We start from the raw sequence: 25,566 nt of genomic DNA on the forward strand, positions 1-25,566 counted from the left end.
GTGCGCATCCGCTCAGCCCGAGTGCTCCGCCAGTCGGTCGAGAAACGCGGCCTGTGCCGTGACGATCACCTCGTGGGCCCGATCGAGCCCGAACCAGGCCACCCGGTCCAGCTCAGGGAACTCCTGGGTCAGGCCGGACCTCGGCGGCCACTCCATGGTGAACGTGCCGGGTGCGATCGCCGCCGGGTCGAGGTCCGCCTCGATCGCCCACGCGGTGACGATCTTGCCGTTCCTCTGCCGGACCTCGCCGAGGTCGATCGCCTCGCCGTCGGGCGGCGGCAGGCCCAGCTCCTCCCGGAACTCGCGGCGGGCCGCCTCCCAGGCAGGTTCGCCGGGCTCGTACTCGCCCTTCGGGACGGTCCACGCCCCGGCGTCCTTCTTCGCGAAGTACGGACCGCCCATATGGCCCAGCAACACCTGGGGACCGTCGGCGGTGTGCCGGAACAACAGCAGGCCCGCGCTGCGCTTCGGCGTCGAGGGGGTCAAGGGCGCACCTCCGGGTGAGCGGCGAGCAGGGTCTCCACCGTGTCCGCCTCCTCCGGGCGCTTGTCCTCGCGGTAGCGCAGGACGCGGGCGAAGCGGAGCGTGACGCCGGCCGGGTAGCGGGTGGAGCGCTGTAGGCCGTCGTAGGCGATCTCCACGACGAGTTCGGGGCGTACGGTCACCACGTATCCGCTCTCGTCGACGGCGAGTTCCCGCAGGCGCTCCGTCTGCCAGGTGAGCAGCGCGTCGGTCAGGCCCTTGAAGGTCTTGCCGAGCATGGCGAAGCCGCCGTCCGCGGTGCGGGCGCCGAGGTGGAGGTTGGAGAGCTTGCCGGTGCGCCGCCCGTGGCCCCACTCGGCGGCCAGCACCACCAGGTCGAGCGTGTGCACGGGCTTGACCTTCAGCCAGGAGGCGCCGCGCCGGCCCGCGCTGTAGGGCGCGTCGAGAGCCTTCACCACGACGCCCTCGTGACCGCGCAGCAAGGTCTGCCTCGAGAACTTTTCCGCGGCTTCGACGTCCTCGGGGCCGGACACGACCGTGCGGCGCACCCGCATCGGCTCGGGCACCAGCCGGGCCAGCTCCGCGTGCCGTTCGGCGAAGGGCAGGTCGAGCAGGTCCCGGTCGTCCACGGACAACACGTCGAAGAAGACGGGCGCCACGGGGACCGCTTCGGCGGCCGCCGGCACGTCCACCCGCGAGCCGACCCGGCCGGCCGTCTCCTGGAAGGAGCGGGGGCGGCCCGTCTCGTCGAAGGCGATGACCTCGCCGTCGAGGATGAACCGCGAACCCGTCAACCGCCGCGCCGCGTCCGTCACTTCGGGCAGCCGGTCGGTGATGTCGTCCAAGGTGCGGGTGTAGAGGCGGACGTCGTCGCCGTCACGGTGCACCTGGACGCGGATCCCGTCCAGCTTCTCCTCCACCGCGCAGACGCCGAGCTTGCCGACCGCCTCGGCCACGGCGGACGCGGTGTGCGCGAGCATCGGCAGGACCGGCCGGCCGACGGTGAGCCGGAACGCCTCCAGCGCCGCCGGTCCGTCCGCGAGCAGCGCCTGCGCCACCGTCCGCAGGGACCCGGCCAGCATCACCGCCCGGCGTACGTCCGTGGCGGGCGCCCCGGTCGCCTGCGCCAGGCCCTCCACGGCCACGGCGTCCAGCGCGCCCTGCCGTACCTCGCCGGTGATGAGGCCGAACAGGAAGCGTTGTTCGTCCGCGGTGGCCGCTCCCATCAACTCGCCGACCAGGCGCGTCCGTTCGGCCTGCGAGCCGGGGCCCGACACCTTGCCGAGCTCGGTGAGCCGGGCGTCCGCCTCCCGCACGGTGAGGGCCGGCGTCTCGGCCGGGGCGACCGGCCGGCTCAGTACCTTCCAGCCGATACCCAGCCGGCCCTGGGGGAGCCGGCCGGCCAGATAGGGGATGACGACCGGCACGTCGTCCGCCTCCGCGTCCCGGAAGAGTTCGGCGAGCAGGGCGATCTTGCGGGAGCGCGCCGAGGTGGCGGCGACCTCCCGGGACACGTCGGCGAGCCGGGTCAGCAGCATGCAGCCATGGTGCAACGCCGACGGCCGCGTTACATCCGCACGGCCGGCACCTCCGCGTCGGCGGCCCCGGCGGCCCCGGTGGCGACGGCCCGGTCGAGGTCCGCCATCAGCAGCTCCCCGTTGATCGCCGCCCCGGCCCGGTAGCCACGGCTGGCCGCGTTCACGACCTGCTCGGCGAAGCCCGACGCGTTGCCGGCCGCCCACAGGCCGGGCACGGTCGTCAGGCCCCGTCCGTCGACCACGGGGTACGTGCCGAAGGGGGTCTCGCTCAGCTCGGCGCCCAGCCGGGCGAGCAGGTCGGTCCGCGGCACGGCCCGGGGCGCCACGAACACCACCTCGCGCTCGTGCATCCGCCCGTCCCGGAGCCGGACCCCGGTGAGCCGGTCGTCCTCGACGACCAGGCCGGCCACCTCGCCGGGGACGATCCGCACGCCGGCCGCGGCCAGTCTGCGCAGGTCCTCGTCCGTCAGCTCCGCCTCGGCGACCGTGTGCAGGAACAGGGTCACGTCCTTCGACCACTGGGACACCATCAGTGCCTGGTGGACGCTCGCCGCGGTGGTGGCGAGCACGCCGAAGGCCCGGTCGCGGACTTCCCAGCCGTGGCAGTAGGGGCAGTGGACCACATCCCGGCCGAAGCGCTCGGCGACGCCCGGGACCGGCGGCAGCTCGTCCTTCAGGCCGGTCGCGACGACGAGCTGCCGGGCCCGCACCGTCCGCCCGCTCGCGAGCCGTACGGCGAAGCCCTCCTCCCGGGTGGCGTCCACCGCCCGGTCGTGGACCAGGTCCACGCCGTACCGTGCGATCTCCTCGCGGCCGACGGCTAGGAACTCGGCGGGCGACATGCCGTCCCGCGACAGATAACCCTGCATATGGGCGGCGGGCGCGTTGCGCGGCTCGCCCGCGTCCACCACCAGGGTGCGGCGCCGGGCCCGGCCCAGGACGAGCGCGGCGGACAGGCCGGCGGCGCCCCCGCCGACGACGATCACTTCGTACTCCTCGGTCTTCTCGGTCACGGTGACCACCTCCGCGACCACGGTCGCCGGGCGCGCGCGGGATTGACAAACACATTTGCCGGTTCGGCAAGATGGAGGCATGACGACCGATGAGGTACTCGCGGAGGTGGGGCCGAGGCTGCGGCGGCTCCGGAAGGATCGGGAGGTGACGCTCGCGGCGCTGTCCGAGTCGACCGGCATCTCCGTCAGCACCCTCTCGCGGCTGGAGTCCGGGCTGCGCAAGCCCAGCCTGGAGCTGCTGCTGCCGATCGCCCAGGCCCATCAGGTGCCGCTGGACGAACTGGTCGGGGCGCCACCGGTGGGGGATCCGCGGGTGCGTGCCGCCGAGCCGGTCGTGCGCCACGGCCGCACGTTCTGGCCGCTGTCCCGGCAGCCCGGCGGGCTTCAGGCCTTCAAGGTGCTGGTGCCCCGGCGTGAGGAGGAGCCCGAACCGCGCGTCCACGAGGGCTACGAATGGCTCTACGTGATGTCCGGGCGGCTGCGGGTGGTGCTGGGGGAGCACGACGTGGTGATGACGGCGGGCGAGGCCGCGGAGTTCGACACGCGCGTGCCGCACTGGTTCGGGTCCACGGGGGAGGGGTCGGCCGAGTTCCTGAGCCTGTTCGGACCGCAGGGCGAGCGGATGCATGTGCGAGCGCGGCCCCGGCAGGGGTGACGGAGGCGACTCTTCGTCCGTCGTCTGTTCCCTCTTGGCAAGCGACCGCTTAGTATGCGAGCGAACCGGTCGGAACGCCGGTCGGACGACGCAGTCCCGTGGAGGCTCCGCATGCAGGCATGGCAGGTGCACGAGAACGGCGAGCCGAGCGAGGTGATGCGGCTCGAGGACGTGGAGCGGCCCACGCCCGGCGACGGCCAGGTCCTGCTCAGGGTGCGTGCCGCGAACATCAACTTCCCGGACGTGCTGATGGTCCGGGGGCACTACCAGGTGCGGCCCCCGCTGCCGTTCACGCCCGGCGTGGAGATCTGCGGCGAGACCGAGGACGGCCGTCGCGTGATCGCCAACCCGGCGCTGCCGTACGGCGGTTTCGCCGAGTACGCCGTCGCCGACGCGGCCGCCCTGCTGTCCGCGCCCGAGTCGCTGGACGACGCCGAGGCCGCCGCGCTGCACATCGGCTACCAGACGGGCTGGTTCGGTCTGCACCGCAGGGCGCGTCTGGAAGCCGGCGAGACGCTGCTCGTCCACGCTGCCGCAGGAGGGGTCGGCAGCGCGGCCGTGCAGCTCGGGAAGGCGGCCGGCGCGAGGGTCATCGGCGTCGTGGGCGGCGCCGAGAAGGCCGCCGTGGCCCGGGAGCTGGGCTGCGACGTGGTGATCGACCGCCGGGCGCAGGACGTCGTCGGCGCCGTGAAGGAGGCCACCGGGGGCCGGGGCGCCGACGTGATCTACGACCCCGTCGGCGGCGAGGCCTACACCCAGTCCACGAAGGTCGTCGCCTTCGAGGGCCGGATCGTGGTCGTCGGCTTCGCGAGCGGGACCATCCCGAGTCCCGCGCTGAACCACGCCCTGGTCAAGAACTACGCGATCCTCGGCCTGCACTGGGGCCTGTACAACACCAAGAACCCGAAGCTGGTCCAGCACTGTCACGAGCAGCTCACCGAACTGGCCGGCCGGGGCGCGATCCGGCCGCTGGTGAGTGAGCGCGTACCGCTCGACGGGGCCGCGGCCGCCGTGCAGCGGGTCGGGGACGGCGTCACCACCGGCCGGGTCGCCGTCGTACCGCAGAACGGAGCCACCGCATGACCGACGCAGCCGAACTCAAGGGCCGCACAGCGGAGTTGCTGGCCGCGCACCCGCCCGCCGACACCGGTACGACGGACTTCCTCAAGGCCCGCTTCGACGCGGGACTCGCCTGGGTGCACTTCCCCGAGGGCCTCGGCGGACTGGGCGCGCCCCGCTCCCTCCAGGCCGTCGTGGACGCCGAGCTGGCGGCCGCGGGCGCCCCCGACAACGACCCGCGGCGCATCGGCATCGGTCTCGGCATGGCCGCGCCGACGATCCTGCGCTACGGCACCGAGGAGCAGAAGCAGCGGTTCCTGCGTCCCCTGTGGGTGGGCGAGGAGGTCTGGTGCCAGCTCTTCAGCGAGCCCGGCGCCGGCTCCGACCTGGCCGCGCTCGGCACCCGCGCCGTCCGTGAGGACGGGGGCGGCTGGGTCGTGAACGGGCAGAAGGTGTGGACGTCCAGCGCCCATGTCGCCCGCTGGGCCATCCTCATCGCCCGCACCGACCCGGACGTGCCCAAGCACGCGGGCATCACCTACTTCCTCTGTGACATGACGGACCCGGGTGTCGAGGTCCGGCCGCTGCGCCAGATCACCGGCGAGGCCGAGTTCAACGAGGTGTTCCTGACCGACGTCCGCATCCCCGACTCCCGCCGCCTCGGCGAGGTCGGCGACGGCTGGCGGGTCGCGCAGACCACGCTGAACAACGAACGCGTCGCCATCGGCGGCATGCGGCTGCCCCGCGAGGGCGGCATGATCGGCCCGGTCTCGAAGACCTGGCGCGAGCGGCCCGAGCTGCGCACCCACGACCTGCACCAGCGGCTGCTGAAGCTCTGGGTCGAGGCCGAGGCCGCCCGTCTCACCGGTGAACGCCTGCGCCAGCAGCTCGTCGCCGGCCAGCCCGGCTACGAGGGCTCCGGCATGAAGCTCGCGTTCGCCCGGCTCAACCAGGAGATCAGCGGCCTGGAGGTCGAACTACTCGGCGCGGAGGGCCTGTTGTACGACGACTGGACCATGCGCCGCCCGGAGCTGGTGGACTTCACCGGCCGGGAGGCCGGATACCGCTACCTCCGCTCCAAGGGCAACAGCATCGAGGGCGGGACCAGCGAGGTCCTGCTGAACATCGTCGCCGAACGCGTCCTGGGCCTGCCGTCCGAGCCGCGCACCGACAAGGACGTCGCCTGGAAGGACCTGGCCCGATGAGCGCACAGCCCGATCTCCTCTACTCCGAGGAGGAAGAGGCGCTGCGCGCCGCCGTCCGCGACCTGCTCGCCGACCACTGCGACGCGCCCGGGGTCATCGCGCGTACGGAGTCGGACGCGCCGCACGACCTCGCGGCCTGGAAGGCGCTCTCCGACGGGATGGGCCTCGCGGGCCTGCTGGTGCCCGAGGCGCTGGGCGGTCAGGGCGCCGGCCATCGTGAAGTCGCCGTGGTGCTGGAGGAGTTGGGGCGATCTGTCGCCCCTGTGCCGTACCTGACCAGTGCCGTCGTCGCCACCGAGGCGCTGCTGGCTCTCGGGGACGAGGAACTGCTCGGCCGGCTGGCGTCCGGGCGGACGGTCGGCGCGCTGGCGGTCGGCCTGCACACCGCGCCGGGGGCCGCCGTCCAGACCGCACATGTCGAAGGAGGCCTCCTGCGGGGTGAGTTGTCCGGCATCGCGGACGCCTCCGTCGCCGACGTGCTGCTCGTGCCCGCGGACGACGGTGGTCTGTACGCGGTGGACGCGGCCGCGGTGAGCGTCACCCCGCAGGTGTCCCTCGACCTCACCCGCCCGCTCGCGACGGTCACCCTCGGCGGTGCCCCCGGCCGCCGCCTCGGCGACGCCGAACCGGCGGTCCGCCGTGGTCTGCGGGCCGGCGCGGGGCTGCTGGCCTCGGAGCAACTCGGTCTGGCGGAATGGGCGTTGACCGAGACCGTGCGCTATCTGAAGGAGCGCAAGCAGTTCAACCGGCCCGTCGGCGGCTTCCAGGCGATCAAGCACCGGCTGGCCCAGCTGTGGCTGGAGGTCGTCAACCTCCGGGCCGTCGCCCGGGGCGCGGCCGACGCGCTGGCGAGCGGTGAGGACGTCGACATCGCGGTGGCCGTCGCCCAGGCGTACGCGGCAGGCGTCGCCGTGCACGCCGCCGAGGAGGCGCTCCAGCTGCACGCGGGCATCGGCATGACGTGGGAGCACCCGATCCACCTGTACCTCAAGCGGGCCAAGGCGGACTCGATCGCCTACGGCAGCGCGGGCGCCCACCGGGCAGCCGTGGCCGAACTCGTCGATCTGCGGGCCCCCTGACCGTCACCCGATGAAGCCCGCCCCACCTGGGGCGGGCTTTTTCGTGCCCTCGGCCGGAAGGAGTGAACAAGCGGCGGCGGTCCGGCCAACTCCCCGCACGTGCAGGTTCGTTGCCGCTCCTTCAGCCTCATACTCCCTGTGGTCCCGACCGCCCCGCAGGGAGGAACGACATGGCTCTCGTCACCCGCCGCAGAGTGCTCACCGGCCTCGGCGCCACCGTCGCCGCGGTGCTCGCCCCGCCCGCCGGCAGCGCGTTCGCCGACGGCCCGAAGCGCGGCCCCCGCCCGCTGTGGCGCGCCCACGCCCACAACGACTACGAGCATCCCCGCCCGCTCCTCGACGCCCTCGACCACCGCTTCGGCAGCGTCGAGGCCGACATCTTCCTCGTCGACGGCGAACTCCTCATCGCCCATTCGGCGGACCAGCTCGACCCCACCCGCACCCTGGAGTCGCTCTACCTCGCCCCGCTCGCCGCCCGCGTGAAAGCCAATCGCGGATCGGTGTACCGGGGTTACCGGCAGCCCCTTCAGCTGCTCATCGACATCAAGACCGAGGGGTCCTCGACGTATCTCGAACTCGACCGTCAACTGGGGCGTCACAAGGGCCTGTTCACCACCTACGCGCACGGCCGCGTCCACCCCGGAGCCGTGACCGCCGTCATCTCCGGTGACCGCGCGGCCCGTACGCCCATGGAGGCCCAGACCGTCCGCCGGGCCTTCTACGACGGCCGGCTTGTCGACCTCGGCACCTCCGAGTCCTCGTTCGCCTCGCTGATCAGCGACAACTGGACGCTCCACTTCACCTGGCCCGGCGTCGGGGCCTTCCCGGAGGCGGAACGGCAGAAGCTGCGGAGCATCGTCGGCGCGGCCCACGCGCGCGGGCAGCAGGTGCGGTTCTGGGCCACGCCCGATCTCGCGGGCCCCGCCCGGGACGCGCTGTGGGCCGAACTCCTCGCCGCAGGCGTCGACTACCTCAACACGGACGACCTGGCGGGCCTGGAGGCATTCCTCGACGCCCACCGGACGGCGTAGCGGCCCTCGCCTGACACCACTCGTTCGGCGGACAGGTCAGCCGCACGGACGAACCCTCCGTTAGGCCACACTTGCGGCCGAACGCCGTGAAAACGGACGTATCGGAGGAGGTTGACGGTGGCCATTTCGATTTCCGCGGTGCTGTTGCTGCTGGTCCTGGCGGTGATCTTCATGCGCAACGGCGGACTGAAGGTCTCGCACGGGCTGGTCTGCCTGCTGCTCGGGTTCCTCCTGGCCGGCACCGGCATCGCCCCCACCATCCACAGTGGCCTCACGGCGACGGCCGACATCGTCGGCAGTCTTCGACCGTGAGGCCACCGCGGGTTCATCCATGACCTGGGCTCCTACCTGGTGAAGACCCCGATGCCGTTCGCCACGGGGCGCTCGTATCCGTCGGACGGGTGGTTGCGGACCGTCACCTTGGTCGAGCCCGCGGGACGGGCCACCAGGGTCGACGAGCCGCCGCCGTCCAGGCTGAAGCCCTCGGTCGCGCCGAGGCTCTTCAGGGCGCCTGCGACCTCGGCGATCGTCAGCCCGTTGCGGTACGCGGTGGCACCGTCCAGCGCGAACAGGTACACCCGCTTCCCGCCGTTGCCGATGCCCACGGCCGTACGCACCGCCGAGACCGACGTGTCCAGGCCGGACAGCGGCTTGGCCGCCGACAGGATCGGGTAGCCGCCCACGGCGAAGCTGTACGCGGACTTCGACGCGGCCGTGAGCCCGTAGCGCACCGCCACCGCCTGACCCTTGACGAGCTTCTTCAGGCGCGCCGCGCCCGCCTCCCGCCCGACGAGGACCGTGGTGCCGGCCGTGATGGTGCCGCTGCCGGGCGCGGTCGACGTCGACACCACCCGGCCCTTCTTCACCGTCACCTCGTAGGTGCTGGTGCTGCACGCGGCGGCCCGTTCGGTGTCCGTGCCGCAGGTGGCCCGCTCGCGCGAGACGCTGCCCCAGTCCGAGGTGTACGCGCCGATGGAGTTCTCGGCCAGCGCGTACTGGTTGACGCCGCCCAACGGCAGCCGCCGCCCGAGGACACTGACCGTTCCGTTGAGGGACAGGCTGTCCAACCGGGCCTTGCCGTCGGTGCCCACACCGACCACGGCCCTGGTGTTCGTGCCCGGCGGCAGCGCCGGCCCGAACCGCTGCCCGTTCGGGACCGCGCCCTTGAGCGCCTTCCCGTTCGCGACCGCCGGCCCCACGCTCGCCCCGGTCGCCGCGACGCCCGGGTGCTGCGTCTCGCTGATGTTGAAGAAGTCGCCGTTGATGCCGGCGACGGCCTGCTGGCTGTTCGCCAGCGAGGAGATCGCCGACCGGGACGCGACCGCCCCCGGGTACAACAGCCCGAGGCGCACGTGGGTGTTGTCGAGATCGACGCTGAGCACATGCACATGCGTCGTCCCGGCGGCGGCGGACAGGTCGTACTGCCGGTACGCCACGCCCGCCGCCACGGTGGTCCAGGTCGCGGCGTCGGCCGGGGCCGCCCCCGCGAGCGCCGCCCCGGCCATCGTGCCGAGCGCGACGAGCAGTGTCACCGGCTTTCTGCGCACCCCGAACCGCTTCTGATGTCGTGTCACAGACCCCCCTGGGTAGTTTGGGCCGCAACTTTCTCATGACCTGCGGGAACTCCCGCCAGAGGGGCGGGCGGGAAGATCACGAGAACGGGTGAGGAAACGCACGATTCCGGGTGCTTGCACCGCCGTTCGGCAGCGGCTGCCGGCCCCTTGTGCTACTCGGTCGCCCGAGCGGCCGTATGCGGGGCGGCGTAGCAGCGCACGGACACCGTCCGGGTCGGGCCCCACCGCTGGTCGGCGGTGCCGAGGAGCCGCCAACCGAGCCGCTCGTAGAAGGACACCGCGGGGTCGGCGGCCACCACGTCCAGGACCGGGTGCAGATCCCGGGCGCGTGCCGCCCCGGCCGCCCGTGCCAGGAGGGCCGCGCCGACGCCGTGGCCGCGGGCCTCGGGGGAGACGTACAGCCGGCTGATCACCGCGGGCGCCGCCCGGCCGTCCCACAGGATCGCCGCCGCGTCCTCCTTCCCGGCACCGCACAGACCGACGTGCCCGACGATCCGCCCGTCCAGCTCGGCCACCCACGCCGCGAGCAGGGCGGCCGGAGTCAGCCAGGTGGCGGGCCGTTCGGGCAGGTCGACCGGGTAGCCGCTGTGCGTGTGCACCAGCGCGAGCACGGCGACGCAACCGTCCAGGTCGGCCGGGAGCCGGGGGCGGACCAGGGGGCGGACCCGGACGCGAGGGGCCCCGGCGGGGTCAGTCGTCATCGCCGCGCACCTGGCCGTCGTACCCGGCGAACGGGGTGAAGTGGGCCGGGGCGTGATCGATCGGCAGGTCCGGGCGCCAGACGGTGAGGGACTGGGCGCTGCACACGAAAAGGGACGGCGGCAGCCGGTCCGGCGAGTACCAGCGCCAGTCGCCGACGCTCTCGCCGGGCTGGTCGGCCGGCTCGCCCTCCCAGTCGGTGACGACGGCGCCGACGGTCATCCGCACGATGCCCTCCACCCGGTCGAGCAGGGTGCCCAGCAGGCGCACCTTCGACGGGTCCGCCCGCAGCCCGGTCTCCTCGCGCAACTCCCTCACCACCGTCTCCTGGAGCGACTCCCCGGGTTCCACCGTGCCTCCGGGCAGCTCCCAGGTGCCCCCGCGGTGACGGCCCAGGAGCAGCCCCCGGGGCCCGTACAGGATGGCGCCGACGCCGATCGCCGCTTGGGCGACGGGCGGGCGGCCGGAGCGGGCACGGGCCGAGACGCGCACGGGGCGCCTGGCCCGGAGGACCCGGTAGGCGGCGGGGTTGGCGGGGTCCGGCGATGTCACCGGCACCACGTCCTCCAGACGCAGCCCGTGCTCGGCGAGCAGGTCCTGCCACTGCTCGGTGGTGGGCACCCACATCCGCACCGTCGTCTCGCCGCCGCCCGCGAACCGCAGGGTCTCCGGCCGCGCCACCAACTCCGAAGTGGGGCCTTCGCCGTCGGAGTTGGTGTGCAGCACGGAGAAACAGAGCGTCCCGCCGGGAGCGAGCGCGGTCGCCAGGGCGGGGAACAGCCGCCGGGGGTCGATGAACGGCACGGCGTTGACGGAGTAGATCACGTCGTAGGGCCGTGCGGTGCGCAGGTGCTCGACGGCGTCGGCACAGAGCAGACGCAGGCCGGGCAGTGAGCCGTACCGGTCCCGGGCCCGCTCGATCTGGCCCGGAGCGCGATCGACCGCGTCGACGGTGGCCCGGTGCGCGCGGACGAGCCGGGCGGCGTGCCGGGCCGGACCGCAGCCGAGGTCCAGGACGCGCCGGCCGGCCAGTTCCCCGAGGAAGGCCACGTCCGGCCCGGCGCCCGGGAATCCCCAGTCGATCCGCTCCGCCTCGGCCAGGACCGTGCCGCGCCGCAGGTGGTGCGTCGCGTAGGCCTGCCAGGCCTCCGCGTTGACGGATTCCGGGCCGTCGGGGGCGGCTGGACGGGGCATGGGCGGTCCTCCACGGGTGGGGCGGTCGGCGCGCATCGGGCCAGACGATTCTTACCGGACGCGACACCGCGCAACCGGCGGGCGCCCAGGGTGCGCCGTGGGGCCGGCGCCGACGGGCCCGCGCTGAGACGTCGGGCGGCCGCGGGCCCACGGGGGCCGCGGTTGCTAGTGCACCGGGTGCTTGCTCAGGACGGACACCCGGTTGAAGGCGTTGATGGTGACCGCCACCCAGATCACCGCCGCTGTCTGGTCCTCGGTGAGAACCTCCACGGCGTCGGCGTACGCGGCCTCCTGCGCGGCGGCGTCGGACAGCACGGTGGTCGCCTCGGCCAGCGCCAGGGCGGCACGCTCCAGGGGGCTGAAGAGGTCGGTGTCCCGCCATGCCGCGAGGACACCCAGCCGCCGGATGTCCTCACCGGCGCGCACGGCGGCCCTGGTGTGCAGGTCGAGGCAGAACGCACAGCCGTTGAGCTGCGAGACGCGCAGGTTGATCAGTTCCACGACGGTGCGCTCCAGACCGGCGTCGGCGGCGGTCGCCCGCACGGCCTCGGACGTCTGGACCAGCGCGTGGTAGGCCTTGGGGCTCTGCTTGTCTATGAAGATCCGTCGAGTCATAGTTGAATATCAAACCATTCATGGGTCGGAACCGCGGGTACGGGAAGTGCCCACGGTGAGCAGGGCCGAGGCACCACCTCGCGAGACGTCCCGCCGGGCGGCCCCCGGCGACGACCGTACGACGGGCGCCGCCGCAACGTACGCGCGGCCTCGTCGGCGCGCGCTGACGCGCCCGGCGCGGGGCGCATGCGATGAGCCGCGCGGGGCCGCAGGCAAATCGTCCAGGAGTATCGAAAGCGCCGGGTCCCGATCGACGCGAGGGTGAAGGCGGTGGCGCCCAACAGGAGTTCAGGAGCACCCCGTCATGATCGGCACCGTAGGATCGCGGTACCTGGGGGAGGGCCTCATCGACGAGCTCCGGCCGCACGTGGTGCCCGCGCTCCTCGGAGCGGGACTGCCCCTCTTCGGGGGACCCTGCCCGCCGGCGGGGGCGAGGCCGAAGACGCGGGTCATGCAGGTGTCGAGGAGGGCTCCGAACTGCTGGGTGGAGGTCATCGCCGGGGTGGGGAGCACGCCCGCGTCGTCGATGCTCGCGAGGTAGTCGATGTCGGCCCACCCGCCGCGGTAGAGGACGACGAGCAGTTCGGCCTCGTGCGGGCCGCGGACATGGATACCGATCGAGTCGGGATCCGTCACCTCGGCCCTGTCGGTCTCCAGCCGCTGTGGCCAGGGGGCTGCCGCGTCGCGCCAGGTCACAGGGCCGACCGTCAGTCCTCCGGCCCGCCAGGCGGTCCGGCGGTCGGTGACGGCGGCAACGGCTTCGTCGAGATCCATGATCCGCTCCATGGGGCGATCATCACTTGTCCGGTTCCCGTGCGTCGGCTGTCGGCGGCCTGCGGACACCGTCGCGGGGGCGTCGGCCTTCGGCGGGGACCGTGGGTGCGGGCGTCGCGGCCAGTGCGGCCAGTTCCTCCGCGGTGCGCGGTCCGGTCGAGGAGTCCGTCAGCAGGCCGTGGACGTGCAGGAGTCGGGCGGCGGCGACTCCCCAGGGCAGCCGCAGGCCCGCCTGTTGGAGGAGGTCCGTGCGGGCGAGTGTCGTGGTGGCGGGGCCGGTGCGCGCGCCGGACGGGGTGAGCAGGGCCGCGTCGTCGGCCCAGCGCAGGGCCAGGTCGACGTCGTGGGTGGCCATGACCACGGTCGTGCCGGACTCGCGCAGCCGGCCGAGAATCGCGAGCAGCCGCTCCTGACCGTCGGGGTCGAGCCCGGCGGTCGGTTCGTCGAGGATCAGCACCCGGGGCCGCATCGCGACGGCGCCGGCGATCGCGGTGCGCTTGCGCTGGCCGTAGGAGAGCAGATGGGTGGGCCGGTCGGCCAGGGCGGTGATGTCCAGGGCCGCGAGCGCCTCCTCGATCCGGTCCCTCACCTCGGTGTCGGGCAGGCCGAGGTTCAGCGGTCCGAACGACACGTCCTGGGCGACGGACGCGGCGAACAACTGGTCGTCCGGGTCCTGGACCACCAGCTGCACGGTCGTACGCAGCCGGGTCAGCCCCTTGCGGTCGTACGTCACCGGGCGCCCCTCGACCCGCAACTCGCCCTCGCCCGGCCGCAGGCCACCGCTCAGCAGCCGCATCAGCGTGGTCTTGCCGCTGCCGTTGCGGCCCAGCAGGGCGAGCGCGCGCCCCGCGTGGACCTCGAAGTCCAGGCCGCTGAGCACGGCCGGGCCGTCCTCGTAGGCGAAGGAGGCACCCCGCAGGGCGACCAGTGCGGGCTCGCTCATGACAGCGGCCTTTCCAGTACGGATTGCAGTACGAGGGTGAGGCCGACCAGGCCCGCGAAGAGCGCGGCGCTGGCGGCCGTGAAGCGGACGGAGACCCGGGCCTCGGGCACCAGGACGCGCAGGGTGCCGTCGTAGCCGCGTCCGGCCAGCCCGTCCTGGAGGCGAGCCGCCCGGTCGAAGGCACGGACGAACGCGGTGGCGCCGAGCCCGGCCAGCGAACGCCACTCCGCGGCCCGGGTGCTGTGCCCGAGCCGGGCCGCCTGCGCTTCCCGGATCCGGCGCACGGAGTCGAGCAGCAGGAAGCTCATGCGGTACGTCACCAGCGCGACGTCCACGACGGGCGCGGGCACCCCGGCCCTGACCAGGCGGGGCAGCAGGTCGGACATCGGAGTGGTGAACGCGAGGAGGAGGACCCCGAGGGAGGCCGCCGAGGTGCGCAGCAGCAGCTCCCCGGCGCGCACCGGACCGCCGTCGGCCAGGGCCACGAACCGGTCCGGGCCGCCGACCCGCACGAGCAGGGTGAGCGCACCGGTCACGCAGAAGCCCAGCGGTACCCGGTAGGCGCGCCACAGCCGCCGGCCCGGCACCCCCGCGGGCCCCAGCAGGATGACGAGCGCAGTCACCAGGACCAGGGCGGCGCCGGGCCAGGGCGGCAGGGAGATGGCGAGCACGGTGAGGCCCAGGCCCAACACGGCCTTGTCCACGGGATGGCGGTGGCGCCAGCGACTGCTGTGCGCCGCCGCGTCGATCGGCAGCACGCGGGTTCAGGTCCGTTCGGGAGCGGACGCTTCGGAGGCGCTCCCGGAGGGATGGGATCTCCCGGTGCTCCCGGTGCTCCCGGTGTTCCCGGTGTTCCCGGTGCTCCCGGCGTTCTCGCGGTTCTCGGTGCTCTGCGAGGCCCTCGTCGTCGTCGAGGGCCTCGCTGCTGCCGAGGTCGTCGAGGTCGTGGTGTCCCGCTGTGCCAGGGCCCGGAGTTCGCCCTGCCGCCGTCCCCGGTGCAGACCGAAGTAGTAGGCGAGGACCCCCGCACCGAGGGCCGCCTGAAGGGCGAACAGTGCCGACTCGATCTCGCCGGACGGCGGCTCGTACAGGGGCGAGAACCAGGGTTCGTAGTCCGGCCGGATCTCGGTGATCGCCGTCTCCGCCTCCGAGTCGGCCCCCGTGAACGGCTCCTCCTTGTGGTCGCCGAGCCCGAGGGCCAGCGGCAGGACGGCCAGCGCGGCCACCACGAACAGCAGCAGGGCGTTGATCTTCGCGTTGCGGCTCACCGGGCCACCGCCTCGGTCCCGGCCTCGGTTCCGGCGTCGGCGCCGGCCTTGGTCCGACGGCCGGTCACGAGCACGCCCAGCCTGGTCAGTTCACCCTTGCTGGACTGCGTCAGCAGTCGCATCACGAACACCGTGAGGAGCCCCTCGCTGACCGCGAGCGGGATCTGGGTGACGGCGAAGATGGAGCCGAACTTGCCGAGCGCGCCCAGGAATCCGCTGCTCGGGTCCGGGAAGGCGAGCGCCAGCTGCACGCTGGTGACGCAGTAGGTGGACAGGTCGGCCACGAACGCGCCGAAGAACACCGTGACCATCAGCGGCACGTCGAACCGCCGCAGCAGCCGGTAGACCGCGTAACCGGCCCAGGGTCCGACGACGGCCATCGAGAAGACGTTGGCGCCGAGCGTCGTCAGGCCTCCGTGGGCGAGCAACAGGGCCTGGAAGAGCAGGGTGATGGTGCCCAGCACCGCCATGATCGGCGGCCGGAACAGGATGGCGCCGAGCCCCGTGCCGGTGGGGTGTGAGCAACTCCCGGTCACCGAAGGCAGTTTCAGCGCGGACAGTACGAACGTGAAGGCTCCGGAGGCGCCGAGGAGCAGGGTGCTCTCGGGGTGCTCCTTGACCTCACGGGTGAGTGACCGTACTCCGTGGACGACGAATGGCGCGGATGCGACGCTCCAGGCGATCGCATGCGCCGGAGGCAGAAAACCCTCGGCTATGTGCATGGCTGAACAGACCCTCTCCAGCACCTCGTGGATGGTTGACGTGCCTTGGCCGGTCTCCTGGCTCACGGGTACCACCGCCCGTGCTCCGCCTTCCCGGGTCCCAAGGACCCAGTGGCTGCCCGCGAGGGCCGGAGCCGGACTTCCCGATCACAGTGGCGAGGGCCGCACCGGCATCACACCGGATTTCCCGTTCACCAAGGCGTGGTGACAGTAGTGCCCGCACAGAGGCGCTGACAAGCGGCGATGTGGGGCGCGAAGACGGCGGACGACGGCTCACCCCGGCGCACGGACGCCGTCCGCGGGCCCGACGAAATGCCGGGTCCGCACGGTCGGCGTAGGGTCCGCCGTAGGGGTGACGGCCCTCGGCGCCCGGGGGCCTGCGCGTCGTTCAGCGAGCGCCCCTGCGCTGCGGGGAAGGTGAGAGCGTGCCGGATGCTGTCGCTGCCGGGTCGGGTGGGGGCCGCGGTCCGGAGTCGCTGGACACCGTCCTCGCCGAGTCCGCACAGGAGACCGGCGCCTCCGTGACCGCCGTGTACCTGCCGGCGGCCGGCGAACCGGTGCTGCGGCTCGCCGTACTGGGCGGACTTCCCTGGGAGATCTCCATGCCCTGGGCGCGAGTGGCGCTGACGGCCGCGTCCCCGGTGTCCGACGCCGTGCGGGAACGACGCCTGGTGTGGATCGGCGGCGCGGAGGAGATGGCGCGCCGATATCCGCGTCTGTCGCTCGTCGTGCCGTACCGCTTCTCGCTGGCCGCCGCCCCGATCACCACCGGCGAGGAGGTCCGGGGCGGGTTGGTGCTCCAGTGGCCCGCCTCGCACCCGGCGCAGCTGAGTGTGCGCGAACGGGAGGCCATGACCGGTCTGTGCCTCCGGCTGGGCCGGTTGCTGCAACGCGCCGCCGCAGACGGACACCCCGTGCGGGTCGGCGGGGTGCCCCGGGTGCTGCCGCCGCTCCGGGCCCGGCCGGTCGCAGCGGCCCAGGCGCAGTCCGCCGTCGACTTCGCCGAGCGCTTTCCCGGCGGCTGCTGCTCGCTGGACGTGGACGGCCGCATCACCTTCGCCACCACCTCGGCCGCCCGGCTGCTCGGCTCCGCCGTCCCCGACCTGCTCGGCACCAAGCCGTGGGAGGCGCTGCCCTGGCTCGACGACCCGATCGCCGAGGACAGCTACCGGGCGGCCCTGATCAGCCGCGAACCGACCTCCTTCACCGCGCTGCGGCCGCCGGACCGGTGGCTGTCCTTCCGGCTGCACCCGGACGCCTCCGGCATCAGCGTGTACATCACCCCCACCCACTCGGCGCACGCCCACGCCCCGCTCACCGGCCCGCCGCGGCCGCATCCGGCGGCCGCCGCCACGGCCGGCCGGGCCGCCACCCTCTACCACCTGATGCACCTGGCGGCCACGCTCACCGAGGCCGTCGGGGTCCGGGACGTGGTCGACCAGGTGGCCGAACAGCTTCCGTCCGCCTTCGGCGCCGGGGCCCTCGCGCTGATGACGGCGCAGGACGGCCGGCTGCGGATCATCGGCTACCGCGGCTACTCCGCCGACCTCATGCAGCGTTTCGACGCCGTTCCGCTCACCTCCGACACCCCCGCCGTGCACACCCTGACCACGGGCGTTCCGGGCTTCTTCGCCACCTTCGCCGAGCTCAGACGCGCGTATCCCCCCGCGGTCCTCCAGGACGGCATGGCCGCCTGGGCCTTCCTGCCGCTGATCACCTCCGGACGGCCCGTCGGCTCCCTGGTGCTCGCCTACGACCGGCCCCGCCCCTTCCTTCCGGAGGAGCGGGCCGTCCTCACCTCCACCGCCGGGCTGATCGCGCAGGCGCTGGACCGGGCTCGTCTCTACGACACCCAGCACCAGCTCGTCCACAACCTCCAGGCCGTTCTGCTGCCCCACACCCTGCCCCGGGTCCCCGGTCTGGACGTGGCGGCCCGCTACCTCCCCGCCACCCGCGGCATGGACATCGGCGGCGACTTCTACGACCTCATCCGCCTCGACACCACGACGGCCGCGGCCACCATCGGCGACGTCCAGGGGCACAACGTCAACGCGGCGGCGCTCATGGGGCAGGTCCGCACCGCCGTCCACGCCAACGCCGACGCGGCTCCGGACGAAGTCCTCGCCCGCACCAACCGCCTGCTCACCGACCTCGACCCCGGCCTGTTCACCAGCTGCCTCTACGTCCACCTCGACCTGACCACGCACCGCGCGTGCCTGGCCAGCGCCGGCCACCCGCCCCCGCTGCTGCGCCACCCCGACGGCCGCGTCGAAGTCCTCCAGGTGCCGCCGGGCCTCCTGCTGGGCATCGAGCCGGACGCCCCGTACGAGTCCATCGAGATCCCGCTGCCTCCCGGTTCGGTGCTGGCCCTCTACACCGACGGCATGGTCGAAGCCCCGGGCATCGACATCGACGACGCCGTGAACGGCCTCGCCCGCGAACTCGGCCGTACCGGGCCCGGCACCATGAGCGCCCTCGCCGATGCCCTCGTCCGGCACGCCCGCCGCTCGACCCCACGCAGCGACGACATCGCTCTCCTCCTCATTCACCCCATCTGATCCTTATTTCTATGATTTTCACCTTTCGGCGTGCGCTAGGATCCTTTACCAAGCGCTTACACTCCGCTGGGCGCCGCTCCGCCCGGCCGTGGAGCAACGGGCCGGCGGTCGCCGCCGACGTGATGGGGGGCGTGACATGGGTCGAGTCGTCCACGTGCGCGTCGACAACGCCGCTCGCGACGGCGTTCCCGATACCGGCGGTACCGTCCTGAGCGACCACCCCGTGCGCTGACGCCTTCCTCGCCCGCGCGGTGGAAACAGGCAGTCCCGCGGTCGGTACCGCCTCGCCCGCGCCGCAGTCCGCCGCTCACGGCGGCAACCCGCGCCCTTCTCCGGCTCCCTGACGCAGCGACGAGCCACTTCGGGACACCCGCACGCCCGTACGCACAGACGCCACCACCGACTTCGACCGACGGAGGTCAGACGCCCGTGCACGACACCACCGCCCTGCTCATCGAACTCGGGGCGATCATCCTCGTCCTGGGCCTGCTGGGACGCCTCGCCGGACGCGTGGGCTTCTCGCCCATACCCCTCTACCTGCTGGCCGGGCTCGCCTTCGGCCACGGCGGCATCCTGCCCTTGGAGGCCAGCGAGGAGTTCGTCGCCACCGGCGCGGAGATCGGCGTCATCCTCCTGCTGCTCCTGCTCGGACTGGAATACAGCGCCTCCGAACTCGTCACCAGCCTGAAGACCCAATACCCCTCCGGCGCGGTCGACTTCGCGCTCAACGCCGCCCCGGGCGCCGCGACGGCCCTGCTGCTCGGCTGGGGCCCGGTCGCCGCCGTCGCCCTCGCCGGAGTCACCTGGATCTCCTCCTCCGGCGTCATCGCCAAGGTCCTCGGCGACCTGCGCCGGCTCGGCAACCGCGAGACTCCGGTCGTCCTCGGCATCCTGGTCCTGGAAGACCTCTCCATGGCCCTCTATCTGCCCATCCTCACCGCCCTGCTCGCCGGGGTGAGCCTCGCCGGCGGAGCCGTGACCCTCCTGATCGCCCTGGGGACCGTCGGAGCCGTCCTCTACGTGGCGCTGCGCCACGGCCGTCTCATCAGCCGCGCCGTCTCCTCCGACAACGCCGAGATGCTCCTGCTGGTCGTCCTCGGCCTCACCCTTCTCGTCGCGGGCATCGCCCAGCAGCTCCAGGTCTCGGCGGCCGTGGGCGCCTTCCTCGTCGGCATCGCGCTGTCCGGCGAGGTCGCCGAGGGCGCCAGCAGTCTCCTCACCCCGCTGCGGGACCTGTTCGCCGCGGTGTTCTTCGTCTTCTTCGGCCTGCACACCGACCCCGCGGACATCCCGCCCGTCCTCCTCCCGGCCCTCGCGCTGGCCACCGTCACCGCGCTGACGAAGATCGCCACCGGCTACTGGGCGGCCGGGCGGGCCGGGATTTCCGCCAAGGGCCGGTGGCGGGCGGGCGGCACCCTGGTGGCGCGCGGCGAGTTCTCCATCGTCATCGCCGGACTCGCCGTCGGTGTCGAACCGCGCATCGGCCCGCTGGCCACCGCGTACGTACTGATCCTGGTCGTCCTCGGGCCGCTCGCCGCCCGCTGGACCGAGCCCCTCGCCCGCCGCCTCGCCCGGGGGCGCCCCCGGAGCGCGCCGCCCGGCCCGGCCGCACCGACGGAGTCCGCCGAAGCCGTCCACGCGGGCCGCTGAGCCGGGTGGGCGGATACCACGTGGGGCGCCACGCCGGGCGCACCCCGGAGCACTCCACCTCGCCGTACCGCTCGGTGGGAACATGCGTCCGATGCTCGACAGTGCTCGATCCGAACGGTGTGGCCGCCGCCACAGCCCGGCGGCTCTCGCTCAGCGTGCGCGCCCTCACCTGCCGCCTGGCCCGCATCCACGCCCTGACCGGCACCGACCCCGTCGACCCCGCCCACCGCTACACCTTGCAGACCGCGGTCATCGGCGCCCGACCGCTCGACCGGCCGACCAGGCCCCTGACGTCGGCCGAGACTCCCATCTGGAGAGGCGGCGCCCGCTGAAGGGGCGGCGCTCGCGCCTCACTCCCGCGCGAGGATCGCCGCGGCCGCCTCCACGCCCTCCCGTGTGCCGATGAGGATCAGCGTGTCCCCGCCGGTCAGCCGGAAATCCGGCTTCGGTGAGGGGATGGCCTCGGCGCGGCGCAGCACCGCCACGATCGACACCCCGGTCTCGGTGCGCATCCGGGTCTCGCCGAGCAGCCGCCCGTTCCAGTGCGACGTCCCCGGCAGCTCGACGCGCTCCGCCACCAGCCCCAGCTCGGTGGTGGACAGCAGGCTGGGGCTGTGGTGGTCCGGCAGCATCGCGTCGACGAGCGCCGCCGCCTCGCCCGAGGTCAGCCGCACCGACAGGGCACAGGCGTCCGGATCGTCCTCGTGGTAGGCGCTCAGTGTGCGAGCCCCGTCGCGGTGCGCGACCACCGAGAGGCGGCGTTGCTCGCGTGTGGTCAGGTCGTAGCGGACGCCGATCCCCGGCAACGGCGTACTGCTCAGGCGTGGAGCACCCACGGCCGCCCCCTGTCTGGTTGGAGCGTTCCTTCGAACACCTGTCGATGCCACCCTAGCCAGCACGGGGAACGGGGCGACGGGGGTGTGCTCGGCGACCGGGTGGGAGAATGCGCGTCGAGGTCCACGCTGCCGTGGCGGCCGGCGTTCCGGGGGCATGGGGGCCGGAAGGAAGCGTGCAGCATGATCGAGTGGGTGTCCCTCAGGGCCGGCGCCCGGCCCGTGCCCCAGCCCGTCGCCACCCCGGTGGTGTGGGCCACGGCCTTCGGCGGCGCGCTGGTCCTGGTGGCCGTGCACAACATCCTGGTGGGCTCGGAACGCCCCGGATTCGCCCTGGCCGCCCTGTCCCTGCTGGCGGCCCTGCTGGGACTCTGCGCCCGCTTCACCGCGGCCCCGGGTACCGCCGTCCTGTGCTGGCTGACCCTCAACGGTTTCGCCATCCCGCCCGTAGGCACGCTCACCTGGGCCGGTCACCGGGACACCTTCTGGCTCACCTGCCTGTGCGCCGCGACTCTCGTCGGCACCGTGCTCGCCCGGATCGTCCAGGCCCGCGCCGCCTACCGCCGGATCGCGGCAGAGCCGGTCACCCCGTCGACCGGCTGATCCGGGGCCGGACTGTGATCCGGAACGGACGTGATCCGGAACATACGTGCTCTGGGGCATATGATCCCATCGCGCATTCTGGGTAGCTTGGGGTGCTTGCCCATGCTTGCCCCCGTGTTCGACGCTGTCCCGTGTGCGGCGTCGCGCAGCGGGGCGGATCACCCGTCGATCGTCCGTCCTGGAGACCCATGCGCCCCCGAACAGCCTCCGTGCCGCCCCTCGCCCTGGCGGGCGGTGCGCTGACCGTCGGCGTCGGCGCGCTGTACCTGACCGGGCTGCTGCTCACGGGCGGTGAGATCGAGCCGGGCACGACGGTGCGGGGCGTGGACATCGGCGGCCTCAGCCGTGCGGAGGCCGTCCGCAAACTGGACGAGCATCTGACGGCGGCCGGCTCGCGGGAGCTGGCCGTGCGGGTCGGGGACCGCGGCGGGACCGTCGACCCGCGGCAGGCCGGACTCGCCTTCGACGCCGAGCGCACGGTCGACCGGGTGGCCCGCGTCGGCTCCGATCCGGTGGCTCTGGTCGGCGCGCTCTTCGGCTCCGGGGGTGACGAGGAGCCGGTCGTGCACCTCGACGAGAACAAGGCCCGCACCGCTCTGGGGAAGCTGGCGAAGACCCTCGACCAGACGGTCCGCGAGGGCACGGTCGGTTTCGCCGACGGCCGGGTCGAGCAGGTCGCCCCGCATCCCGGCCACGCACTGGACGTGGACGCCGCCGTCGGCACCCTGCGGACCTCCTTCCTTCGCGGCGAGGAGGGCGCGGTCACGGCGCTGCCCGCCCGCGAGACACGGCCGAAGGTCACGGCGGACGAGGTGCGGCGCGCGGTGCGCGAGTTCGCGCAGCCGGCCATGTCGGCGCCCGTCACCCTCACCACGGGCGGCAAACGGTTCACCATCGGGCAGAAGGTGCTGGGCGAGCATCTGACGATGCGGCCCGACAGCGCCGGCCGGCTGGTACCGAAGCTGGACGACAAGGGACTGCGCGCGGCCCCCTCGGTGGCCCGCCCGCTGGCCGGCATCACCACCACCGCCGCGAACGCCGACCTGCGGCTGGACGGCGACCGGGTCGTGGTGGCCGACGACGCCCGGACCGGCGTCCGGATCACCGACAAGGCCCTGGGCAAGGCCGTGCTGCCGCTGCTCACCCGGTCCGGCGGAGCGGCCCGCACCGGGGAAGTGGTCGCACTGCGGACGCAGCCGCAGGTGACCCGGGCCGGCGCCGCACGGCTGGGGCTGACGGAGAAGATGTCCTCCTTCACCGTCCACTTCGAGCCGGCCGCGTACCGCACGAAGAACATCGGCCGGGCCGCACAGCTCATCAACGGCTCCCTCGTCATGCCGGGCAAGACCTGGAGTTTCAACCGGACGGTGGGGCAGCGCACCGAGGCCAACGGCTTCGGCGAGGGCATCATGATCCTCGACGGCGAGTTCACCAAGGCGCCTGGCGGTGGTGTCTCGACCATGGCCACGACCATGTTCAACGCGATGTTCTTCGCCGGGGTCAAGCCCGTGGAGTACGGCGCCCACTCCTTCTACATCGAGCGCTATCCGGAGGGCCGCGAGGCGACGGTCGCCTGGGGCAGCCTCGATCTGAAGTTCGCCAACGACTCCGGCCACGCCCTCTACATCCAGGCCGAGGCCACCGACACCTCGGTGACCGTCACCTTCCTCGGCACCAGGAAGTACGACGAGATCAAGTCGGTCACCGGGCCCCGCACCCAGGTGCGGCAGCCCGCGCGGAAGGTGAGCACGGACGAGAAGTGCGTACCGCAGACCCCGCTCCAGGGCTTCGACGTCACCGTCGACCGGGTCTTCTCCAACGACGGCAGGGAAGTGCGGCGGGAGCCGTTCCGCACCCACTACACCCCCCGGGACGAGATCACCTGCGAAGCTCCCGCCGAGGACCCGCAGTAGGTCCGGCGGCCTGGCGGGCACTCACCGGGTGGCGCCGGAGTTCCTCGTCCGGCCCGGCGGCAGCCGTGCGGCGTCCGGCCGGCGGCGTACCCAGTCGAACAGCAGCACCGACCACAGCGCCGCGAACGCGCACCAGGTCGAGACGAACTCCAGCCGCCAGAGCGTGAAGCAGGCCGCCGCGCCCACGCCGACCACCACCCCCAGGACCAGCAGCCGCCGGTCGCCGGAGAGCAGCAGGGAGCCGATGGTGGCCAGGAGATAGCCCGCGACGAGCACGGCCGGGTGTGAGAGGTGGACCGAGTACCCGACCGTGTGGCCGCGGATCTCGGCCGTCACCGGCTCGGTGGCGACAGCGGTCGCGAGCCCCGCGGCGGTCGCGACGCCGAGCGCGAGGAGGAAGCTCAGCCTGCGCCGGGCGGCCGGCGGGGCGGCGCACCGCACGGCCGCCGGCACCCACACCGCCAGCAGCGGCAGCGCGATCACGGCCCAGACGACGGTGGCGGGCCCGCTGCCCCCGCCCGAGTCCCAGACGACCGCCTCCACGATCTGATGAGCCCCGAGCAGCAGCGGCAGCGCGGCAAGGGGAAGATCCCGGCGGTCGCGGACCCGTGTCACGCTGGCCACCCCGACGGCCGCCACACCGGCGCCCGCCACCAGATCGGCCGTCGCACTCCAGCACATCACGTCACCATGGGTTCGGCCGTCGTCCGCATCCGCCTCCTCGTGCGGTGCGGGTCAGGTTACGTCTCGCGCCGGGAATTTCCCGGCCGCCGGGCCGACGCCGCTGTTCGAGCGGCGCACCGACGGCGCAAGGGGCCGCGTTACGCTGGTGCCGGTGGCGGCAGACAGCGAAGGAGGCCGCGGGTGGTGGACGTCTCGCAGGGAGACGACGGACTCGGGCCGGGGCGCGGCGCGGCCGTGCTGGAGGTGGGCCCGTTGACAGGGCGACCCGGTATTCGGGCCCGGGGAGAGATCAGCGAGATCACCCGCTCGCCCTGGGAAGAGGCGTTGGCGGGCCTGGCCCGGCAGCACGCCGACGTGTCTTATGTGGAGCTGTCGGAAGTGGCGTTCGTCGACGTCGCGGGGGTGGCGGCGCTCGCCGTCACGGCCCTGGGCCTGTCCGGAGGCCGGGTGGTGGTCGAGCATCCGCCACCGCAGGTACCGCGCGTACTGAGCCTGTTCTGGCCGGGCCTCGGCACGATCGAGGTGGCGCCGCGATGAACACGGTGGCGACGCACGAGGCGTTCGAGCACCCCGCGCTGTTCTACCGCACCGAACAGGAGTACGTGGACCGGACGGTGTCCTTCGTGCAGGAGGGCCTGGACCTCGGCGAACCGGTGGCGGTGGCGGTGCCGGGACCCAACCTGGAGCTGATCAGGGCCGGTCTGGGCGCGGACGCCCGGGCCGTTCGGCTGCTCGACATGACGGTGGCGGGCCGCAACCCGGGCCGGATCATTCCCGGAGTGCTACGCGCGTTCGCCGACTCGCATCAGCGGGGGCGGGTCCGGATCATCGGCGAGCCGATCTGGGCGGGCCGCAGCGCCGTCGAGTACCCGGCCTGCGCGCAGCACGAGGCCCTGATCAACGCGGCCTTCGAGGGGCGTCCGGTGACCATCCTCTGCCCGTACGACGAGGCACGCCTGGACGAGGAGGTCCTGGCCGACGCGAGGATCACCCATCCGACGATCGTGACCCGCGACAAGGAGGGCATCAGCGAGGACTACGACTGGCGTTCCGTCGTGGCCCGCTACAACGAGGAACTGATGCCCGCGCCGGACGCCGCCGTGTTCTCGTTCGGCGCCGACGAGCTGTACGCGGCCCGTGCCTTCGCGGTCGAGGAGGCCGGACGGCTGGGCCTCACCGGGCAGCGGCTGGCCGACACCGAGCTGGCGGTGGCGGAACTGACCACCAACAGCGTGGTGCACGGCGCCGGACGGGGAACGCTCGCCGTCTGGGCCCGGGCGGGACAGGTCGTGTGCGAGATCCGGGACGCGGGCCGGCTGTCCGATCCGCTCGCCGGCCGCAGACCGCCCGCGCGCGGCCAGATCGGCGGCCGCGGACTGATGCTGGTCCACTACGTGGCCGACCTGGTCCGTCAGCACACCTCCGACGAGGGCACGACCGTCCGCTTCTACGTCGGCACCTGAGAGCCCGTCC

General features: G+C 73.2%; 26 protein-coding genes, 1 pseudogene and 1 riboswitch. Of the genes and pseudogenes, 13 read left to right on the forward strand and 14 right to left on the reverse strand.

What is annotated here, in order from left to right; genetic code table 11:
* Positions 1-12 precede the first annotated feature (12 nt).
* Genes OHU34_RS36030 through OHU34_RS36040 form a run of 3 tightly spaced genes read right to left on the reverse strand, consistent with a single transcriptional unit; the run spans position 13 to position 3,043 of the window.
* Positions 13-486 (reverse strand): NUDIX domain-containing protein, encoded by a 474-nt coding sequence (locus OHU34_RS36030; protein ID WP_142269165.1) that lies wholly within the window; start codon positions 484-486, stop codon positions 13-15.
* Positions 483-2,021 (reverse strand): ATP-dependent DNA ligase, encoded by a 1,539-nt coding sequence (locus tag OHU34_RS36035; protein WP_142269164.1) that lies wholly within the window; start codon positions 2,019-2,021, stop codon positions 483-485. Before OHU34_RS36035 ends, OHU34_RS36030 begins: the two co-directional genes overlap by 4 nt.
* A 29-nt stretch (positions 2,022-2,050) precedes the next feature.
* Positions 2,051-3,043, reverse strand: a complete 993-nt coding sequence (locus OHU34_RS36040; RefSeq protein ID WP_142269163.1) for an NAD(P)/FAD-dependent oxidoreductase — start codon at positions 3,041-3,043, stop codon at positions 2,051-2,053.
* Positions 3,044-3,113: 70 nt separating this feature from the next.
* Between OHU34_RS36040 and OHU34_RS36045 the strand changes: the two genes are divergently transcribed.
* From OHU34_RS36045 to OHU34_RS36070, 6 genes are all read left to right on the forward strand, one after another.
* Complete coding sequence (locus OHU34_RS36045; protein ID WP_142269162.1) at positions 3,114-3,689, forward strand: helix-turn-helix domain-containing protein; 576 nt, start codon at positions 3,114-3,116, stop codon at positions 3,687-3,689.
* A gap of 111 nt (positions 3,690-3,800) precedes the next feature.
* Positions 3,801-4,772 carry an NADPH:quinone oxidoreductase family protein gene (locus OHU34_RS36050; RefSeq protein ID WP_020131600.1) on the forward strand — a complete coding sequence of 324 codons (972 nt, stop codon included), beginning with the start codon at positions 3,801-3,803 and terminating at the stop codon, positions 4,770-4,772.
* A complete protein-coding gene (locus OHU34_RS36055) occupies positions 4,769-5,953 on the forward strand; it encodes an acyl-CoA dehydrogenase family protein (RefSeq protein ID WP_142269161.1) in 1,185 nt (394 codons plus the stop codon). The genes OHU34_RS36050 and OHU34_RS36055 overlap by 4 nt, the downstream gene beginning before the upstream one ends.
* Positions 5,950-7,032, forward strand: coding sequence for an acyl-CoA dehydrogenase family protein (locus tag OHU34_RS36060; protein ID WP_230196552.1), 1,083 nt, complete (start codon positions 5,950-5,952; stop codon positions 7,030-7,032). Before OHU34_RS36055 ends, OHU34_RS36060 begins: the two co-directional genes overlap by 4 nt.
* Positions 7,033-7,202: 170 nt before the next feature.
* Positions 7,203-8,063 (forward strand): phosphatidylinositol-specific phospholipase C/glycerophosphodiester phosphodiesterase family protein, encoded by an 861-nt coding sequence (locus tag OHU34_RS36065; RefSeq protein WP_405770243.1) that lies wholly within the window; start codon positions 7,203-7,205, stop codon positions 8,061-8,063.
* 117 nt (positions 8,064-8,180) lie between these two features.
* Positions 8,181-8,375 (forward strand): hypothetical protein, encoded by a 195-nt coding sequence (locus tag OHU34_RS36070; RefSeq protein ID WP_142269158.1) that lies wholly within the window; start codon positions 8,181-8,183, stop codon positions 8,373-8,375.
* A gap of 32 nt (positions 8,376-8,407) precedes the next feature.
* On the opposite strand, the gene OHU34_RS36075 is transcribed toward OHU34_RS36070, so the two are convergent.
* The 9 genes from OHU34_RS36075 to OHU34_RS36115 all read right to left on the reverse strand — a co-directional run bounded on the left by OHU34_RS36075 (position 8,408) and on the right by OHU34_RS36115 (position 15,852).
* Positions 8,408-9,637, reverse strand: coding sequence for a phosphodiester glycosidase family protein (locus tag OHU34_RS36075; protein ID WP_142269157.1), 1,230 nt, complete (start codon positions 9,635-9,637; stop codon positions 8,408-8,410).
* A 152-nt stretch (positions 9,638-9,789) separates the two neighbouring features.
* The gene (locus tag OHU34_RS36080) at positions 9,790-10,338 is read right to left on the reverse strand and encodes a GNAT family N-acetyltransferase (protein ID WP_405770247.1); all 549 of its coding nucleotides are present in this window, start codon (positions 10,336-10,338) and stop codon (positions 9,790-9,792) included.
* On the reverse strand, positions 10,328-11,530 hold the full coding sequence (locus OHU34_RS36085) for a bifunctional class I SAM-dependent methyltransferase/NUDIX hydrolase (RefSeq protein WP_405770249.1): 1,203 nt from the start codon (positions 11,528-11,530) through the stop codon (positions 10,328-10,330). Before OHU34_RS36085 ends, OHU34_RS36080 begins: the two co-directional genes overlap by 11 nt.
* A gap of 165 nt (positions 11,531-11,695) precedes the next feature.
* Positions 11,696-12,145: a carboxymuconolactone decarboxylase family protein gene (locus OHU34_RS36090; protein ID WP_020131593.1), complete on the reverse strand. Its 450-nt coding sequence runs from the start codon at positions 12,143-12,145 to the stop codon at positions 11,696-11,698.
* Between the two features lie 288 nt (positions 12,146-12,433).
* Positions 12,434-12,919 carry a hypothetical protein gene (locus OHU34_RS36095; RefSeq protein ID WP_405770251.1) on the reverse strand — a complete coding sequence of 162 codons (486 nt, stop codon included), beginning with the start codon at positions 12,917-12,919 and terminating at the stop codon, positions 12,434-12,436.
* Between the two features lie 22 nt (positions 12,920-12,941).
* On the reverse strand, positions 12,942-13,862 hold the full coding sequence (locus OHU34_RS36100) for an energy-coupling factor ABC transporter ATP-binding protein (protein WP_230196557.1): 921 nt from the start codon (positions 13,860-13,862) through the stop codon (positions 12,942-12,944).
* Positions 13,859-14,620 (reverse strand): cobalt ECF transporter T component CbiQ, encoded by a 762-nt coding sequence (cbiQ, locus tag OHU34_RS36105; RefSeq protein ID WP_142269152.1) that lies wholly within the window; start codon positions 14,618-14,620, stop codon positions 13,859-13,861. Before cbiQ ends, OHU34_RS36100 begins: the two co-directional genes overlap by 4 nt.
* 6 nt (positions 14,621-14,626) lie before the next feature.
* Positions 14,627-15,130 carry an energy-coupling factor ABC transporter substrate-binding protein gene (locus OHU34_RS36110; protein WP_405770255.1) on the reverse strand — a complete coding sequence of 168 codons (504 nt, stop codon included), beginning with the start codon at positions 15,128-15,130 and terminating at the stop codon, positions 14,627-14,629.
* Complete coding sequence (locus tag OHU34_RS36115; RefSeq protein ID WP_142269150.1) at positions 15,127-15,852, reverse strand: energy-coupling factor ABC transporter permease; 726 nt, start codon at positions 15,850-15,852, stop codon at positions 15,127-15,129. Before OHU34_RS36115 ends, OHU34_RS36110 begins: the two co-directional genes overlap by 4 nt.
* Before the next feature lie 29 nt (positions 15,853-15,881).
* Positions 15,882-16,066: riboswitch (cobalamin riboswitch) on the reverse strand.
* Positions 16,067-16,277: 211 nt separating this feature from the next.
* Between OHU34_RS36115 and OHU34_RS36120 the strand changes: the two genes are divergently transcribed.
* From OHU34_RS36120 to OHU34_RS36130, 3 genes and pseudogenes are all read left to right on the forward strand, one after another.
* A complete protein-coding gene (locus OHU34_RS36120; protein ID WP_142269149.1) occupies positions 16,278-18,410 on the forward strand; it encodes a SpoIIE family protein phosphatase in 2,133 nt (710 codons plus the stop codon).
* 429 nt (positions 18,411-18,839) lie between these two features.
* On the forward strand, positions 18,840-20,060 hold the full coding sequence (locus tag OHU34_RS36125) for a cation:proton antiporter (RefSeq protein WP_142269148.1): 1,221 nt from the start codon (positions 18,840-18,842) through the stop codon (positions 20,058-20,060).
* Positions 20,061-20,167: 107 nt separating this feature from the next.
* Positions 20,168-20,392: pseudogene (locus OHU34_RS36130) on the forward strand (helix-turn-helix domain-containing protein); the annotation flags it as partial.
* Positions 20,393-20,410: 18 nt separating this feature from the next.
* Here OHU34_RS36130 and OHU34_RS36135 read toward each other — a convergent pair.
* The gene (locus OHU34_RS36135; RefSeq protein WP_200840035.1) at positions 20,411-20,896 is read right to left on the reverse strand and encodes a cation:proton antiporter regulatory subunit; all 486 of its coding nucleotides are present in this window, start codon (positions 20,894-20,896) and stop codon (positions 20,411-20,413) included.
* A 180-nt stretch (positions 20,897-21,076) separates the two neighbouring features.
* Here OHU34_RS36135 and OHU34_RS36140 point away from each other — a divergent pair, with 180 nt between their 5' ends.
* Both OHU34_RS36140 and OHU34_RS36145 read left to right on the forward strand, forming a co-directional pair.
* Positions 21,077-21,496, forward strand: coding sequence for a hypothetical protein (locus OHU34_RS36140; RefSeq protein ID WP_142269147.1), 420 nt, complete (start codon positions 21,077-21,079; stop codon positions 21,494-21,496).
* Positions 21,497-21,684: 188 nt separating this feature from the next.
* The gene (locus OHU34_RS36145) at positions 21,685-23,409 is read left to right on the forward strand and encodes a VanW family protein (RefSeq protein WP_230196560.1); all 1,725 of its coding nucleotides are present in this window, start codon (positions 21,685-21,687) and stop codon (positions 23,407-23,409) included.
* Between the two features lie 21 nt (positions 23,410-23,430).
* Here the strand turns inward: OHU34_RS36145 and OHU34_RS36150 are convergent, their stop codons facing one another.
* Positions 23,431-24,090: a DUF6629 family protein gene (locus tag OHU34_RS36150; protein ID WP_142269145.1), complete on the reverse strand. Its 660-nt coding sequence runs from the start codon at positions 24,088-24,090 to the stop codon at positions 23,431-23,433.
* A gap of 183 nt (positions 24,091-24,273) precedes the next feature.
* On the opposite strand from OHU34_RS36150, the gene OHU34_RS36155 reads away from it, so the two are divergent.
* Both OHU34_RS36155 and OHU34_RS36160 read left to right on the forward strand, forming a co-directional pair.
* Positions 24,274-24,630: an STAS domain-containing protein gene (locus OHU34_RS36155; RefSeq protein WP_142269144.1), complete on the forward strand. Its 357-nt coding sequence runs from the start codon at positions 24,274-24,276 to the stop codon at positions 24,628-24,630.
* Entirely contained in the window at positions 24,627-25,556 is a 930-nt protein-coding gene (locus OHU34_RS36160; protein WP_142269143.1) for an anti-sigma factor RsbA family regulatory protein, read from the forward strand. Before OHU34_RS36155 ends, OHU34_RS36160 begins: the two co-directional genes overlap by 4 nt.
* The last annotated feature ends 10 nt before the right edge of the window (positions 25,557-25,566 follow it).

Source organism: Streptomyces sp. NBC_00080, assembly GCF_045041255.1.
GTDB lineage: Bacteria > Actinomycetota > Actinomycetes > Streptomycetales > Streptomycetaceae > Streptomyces > Streptomyces coriariae.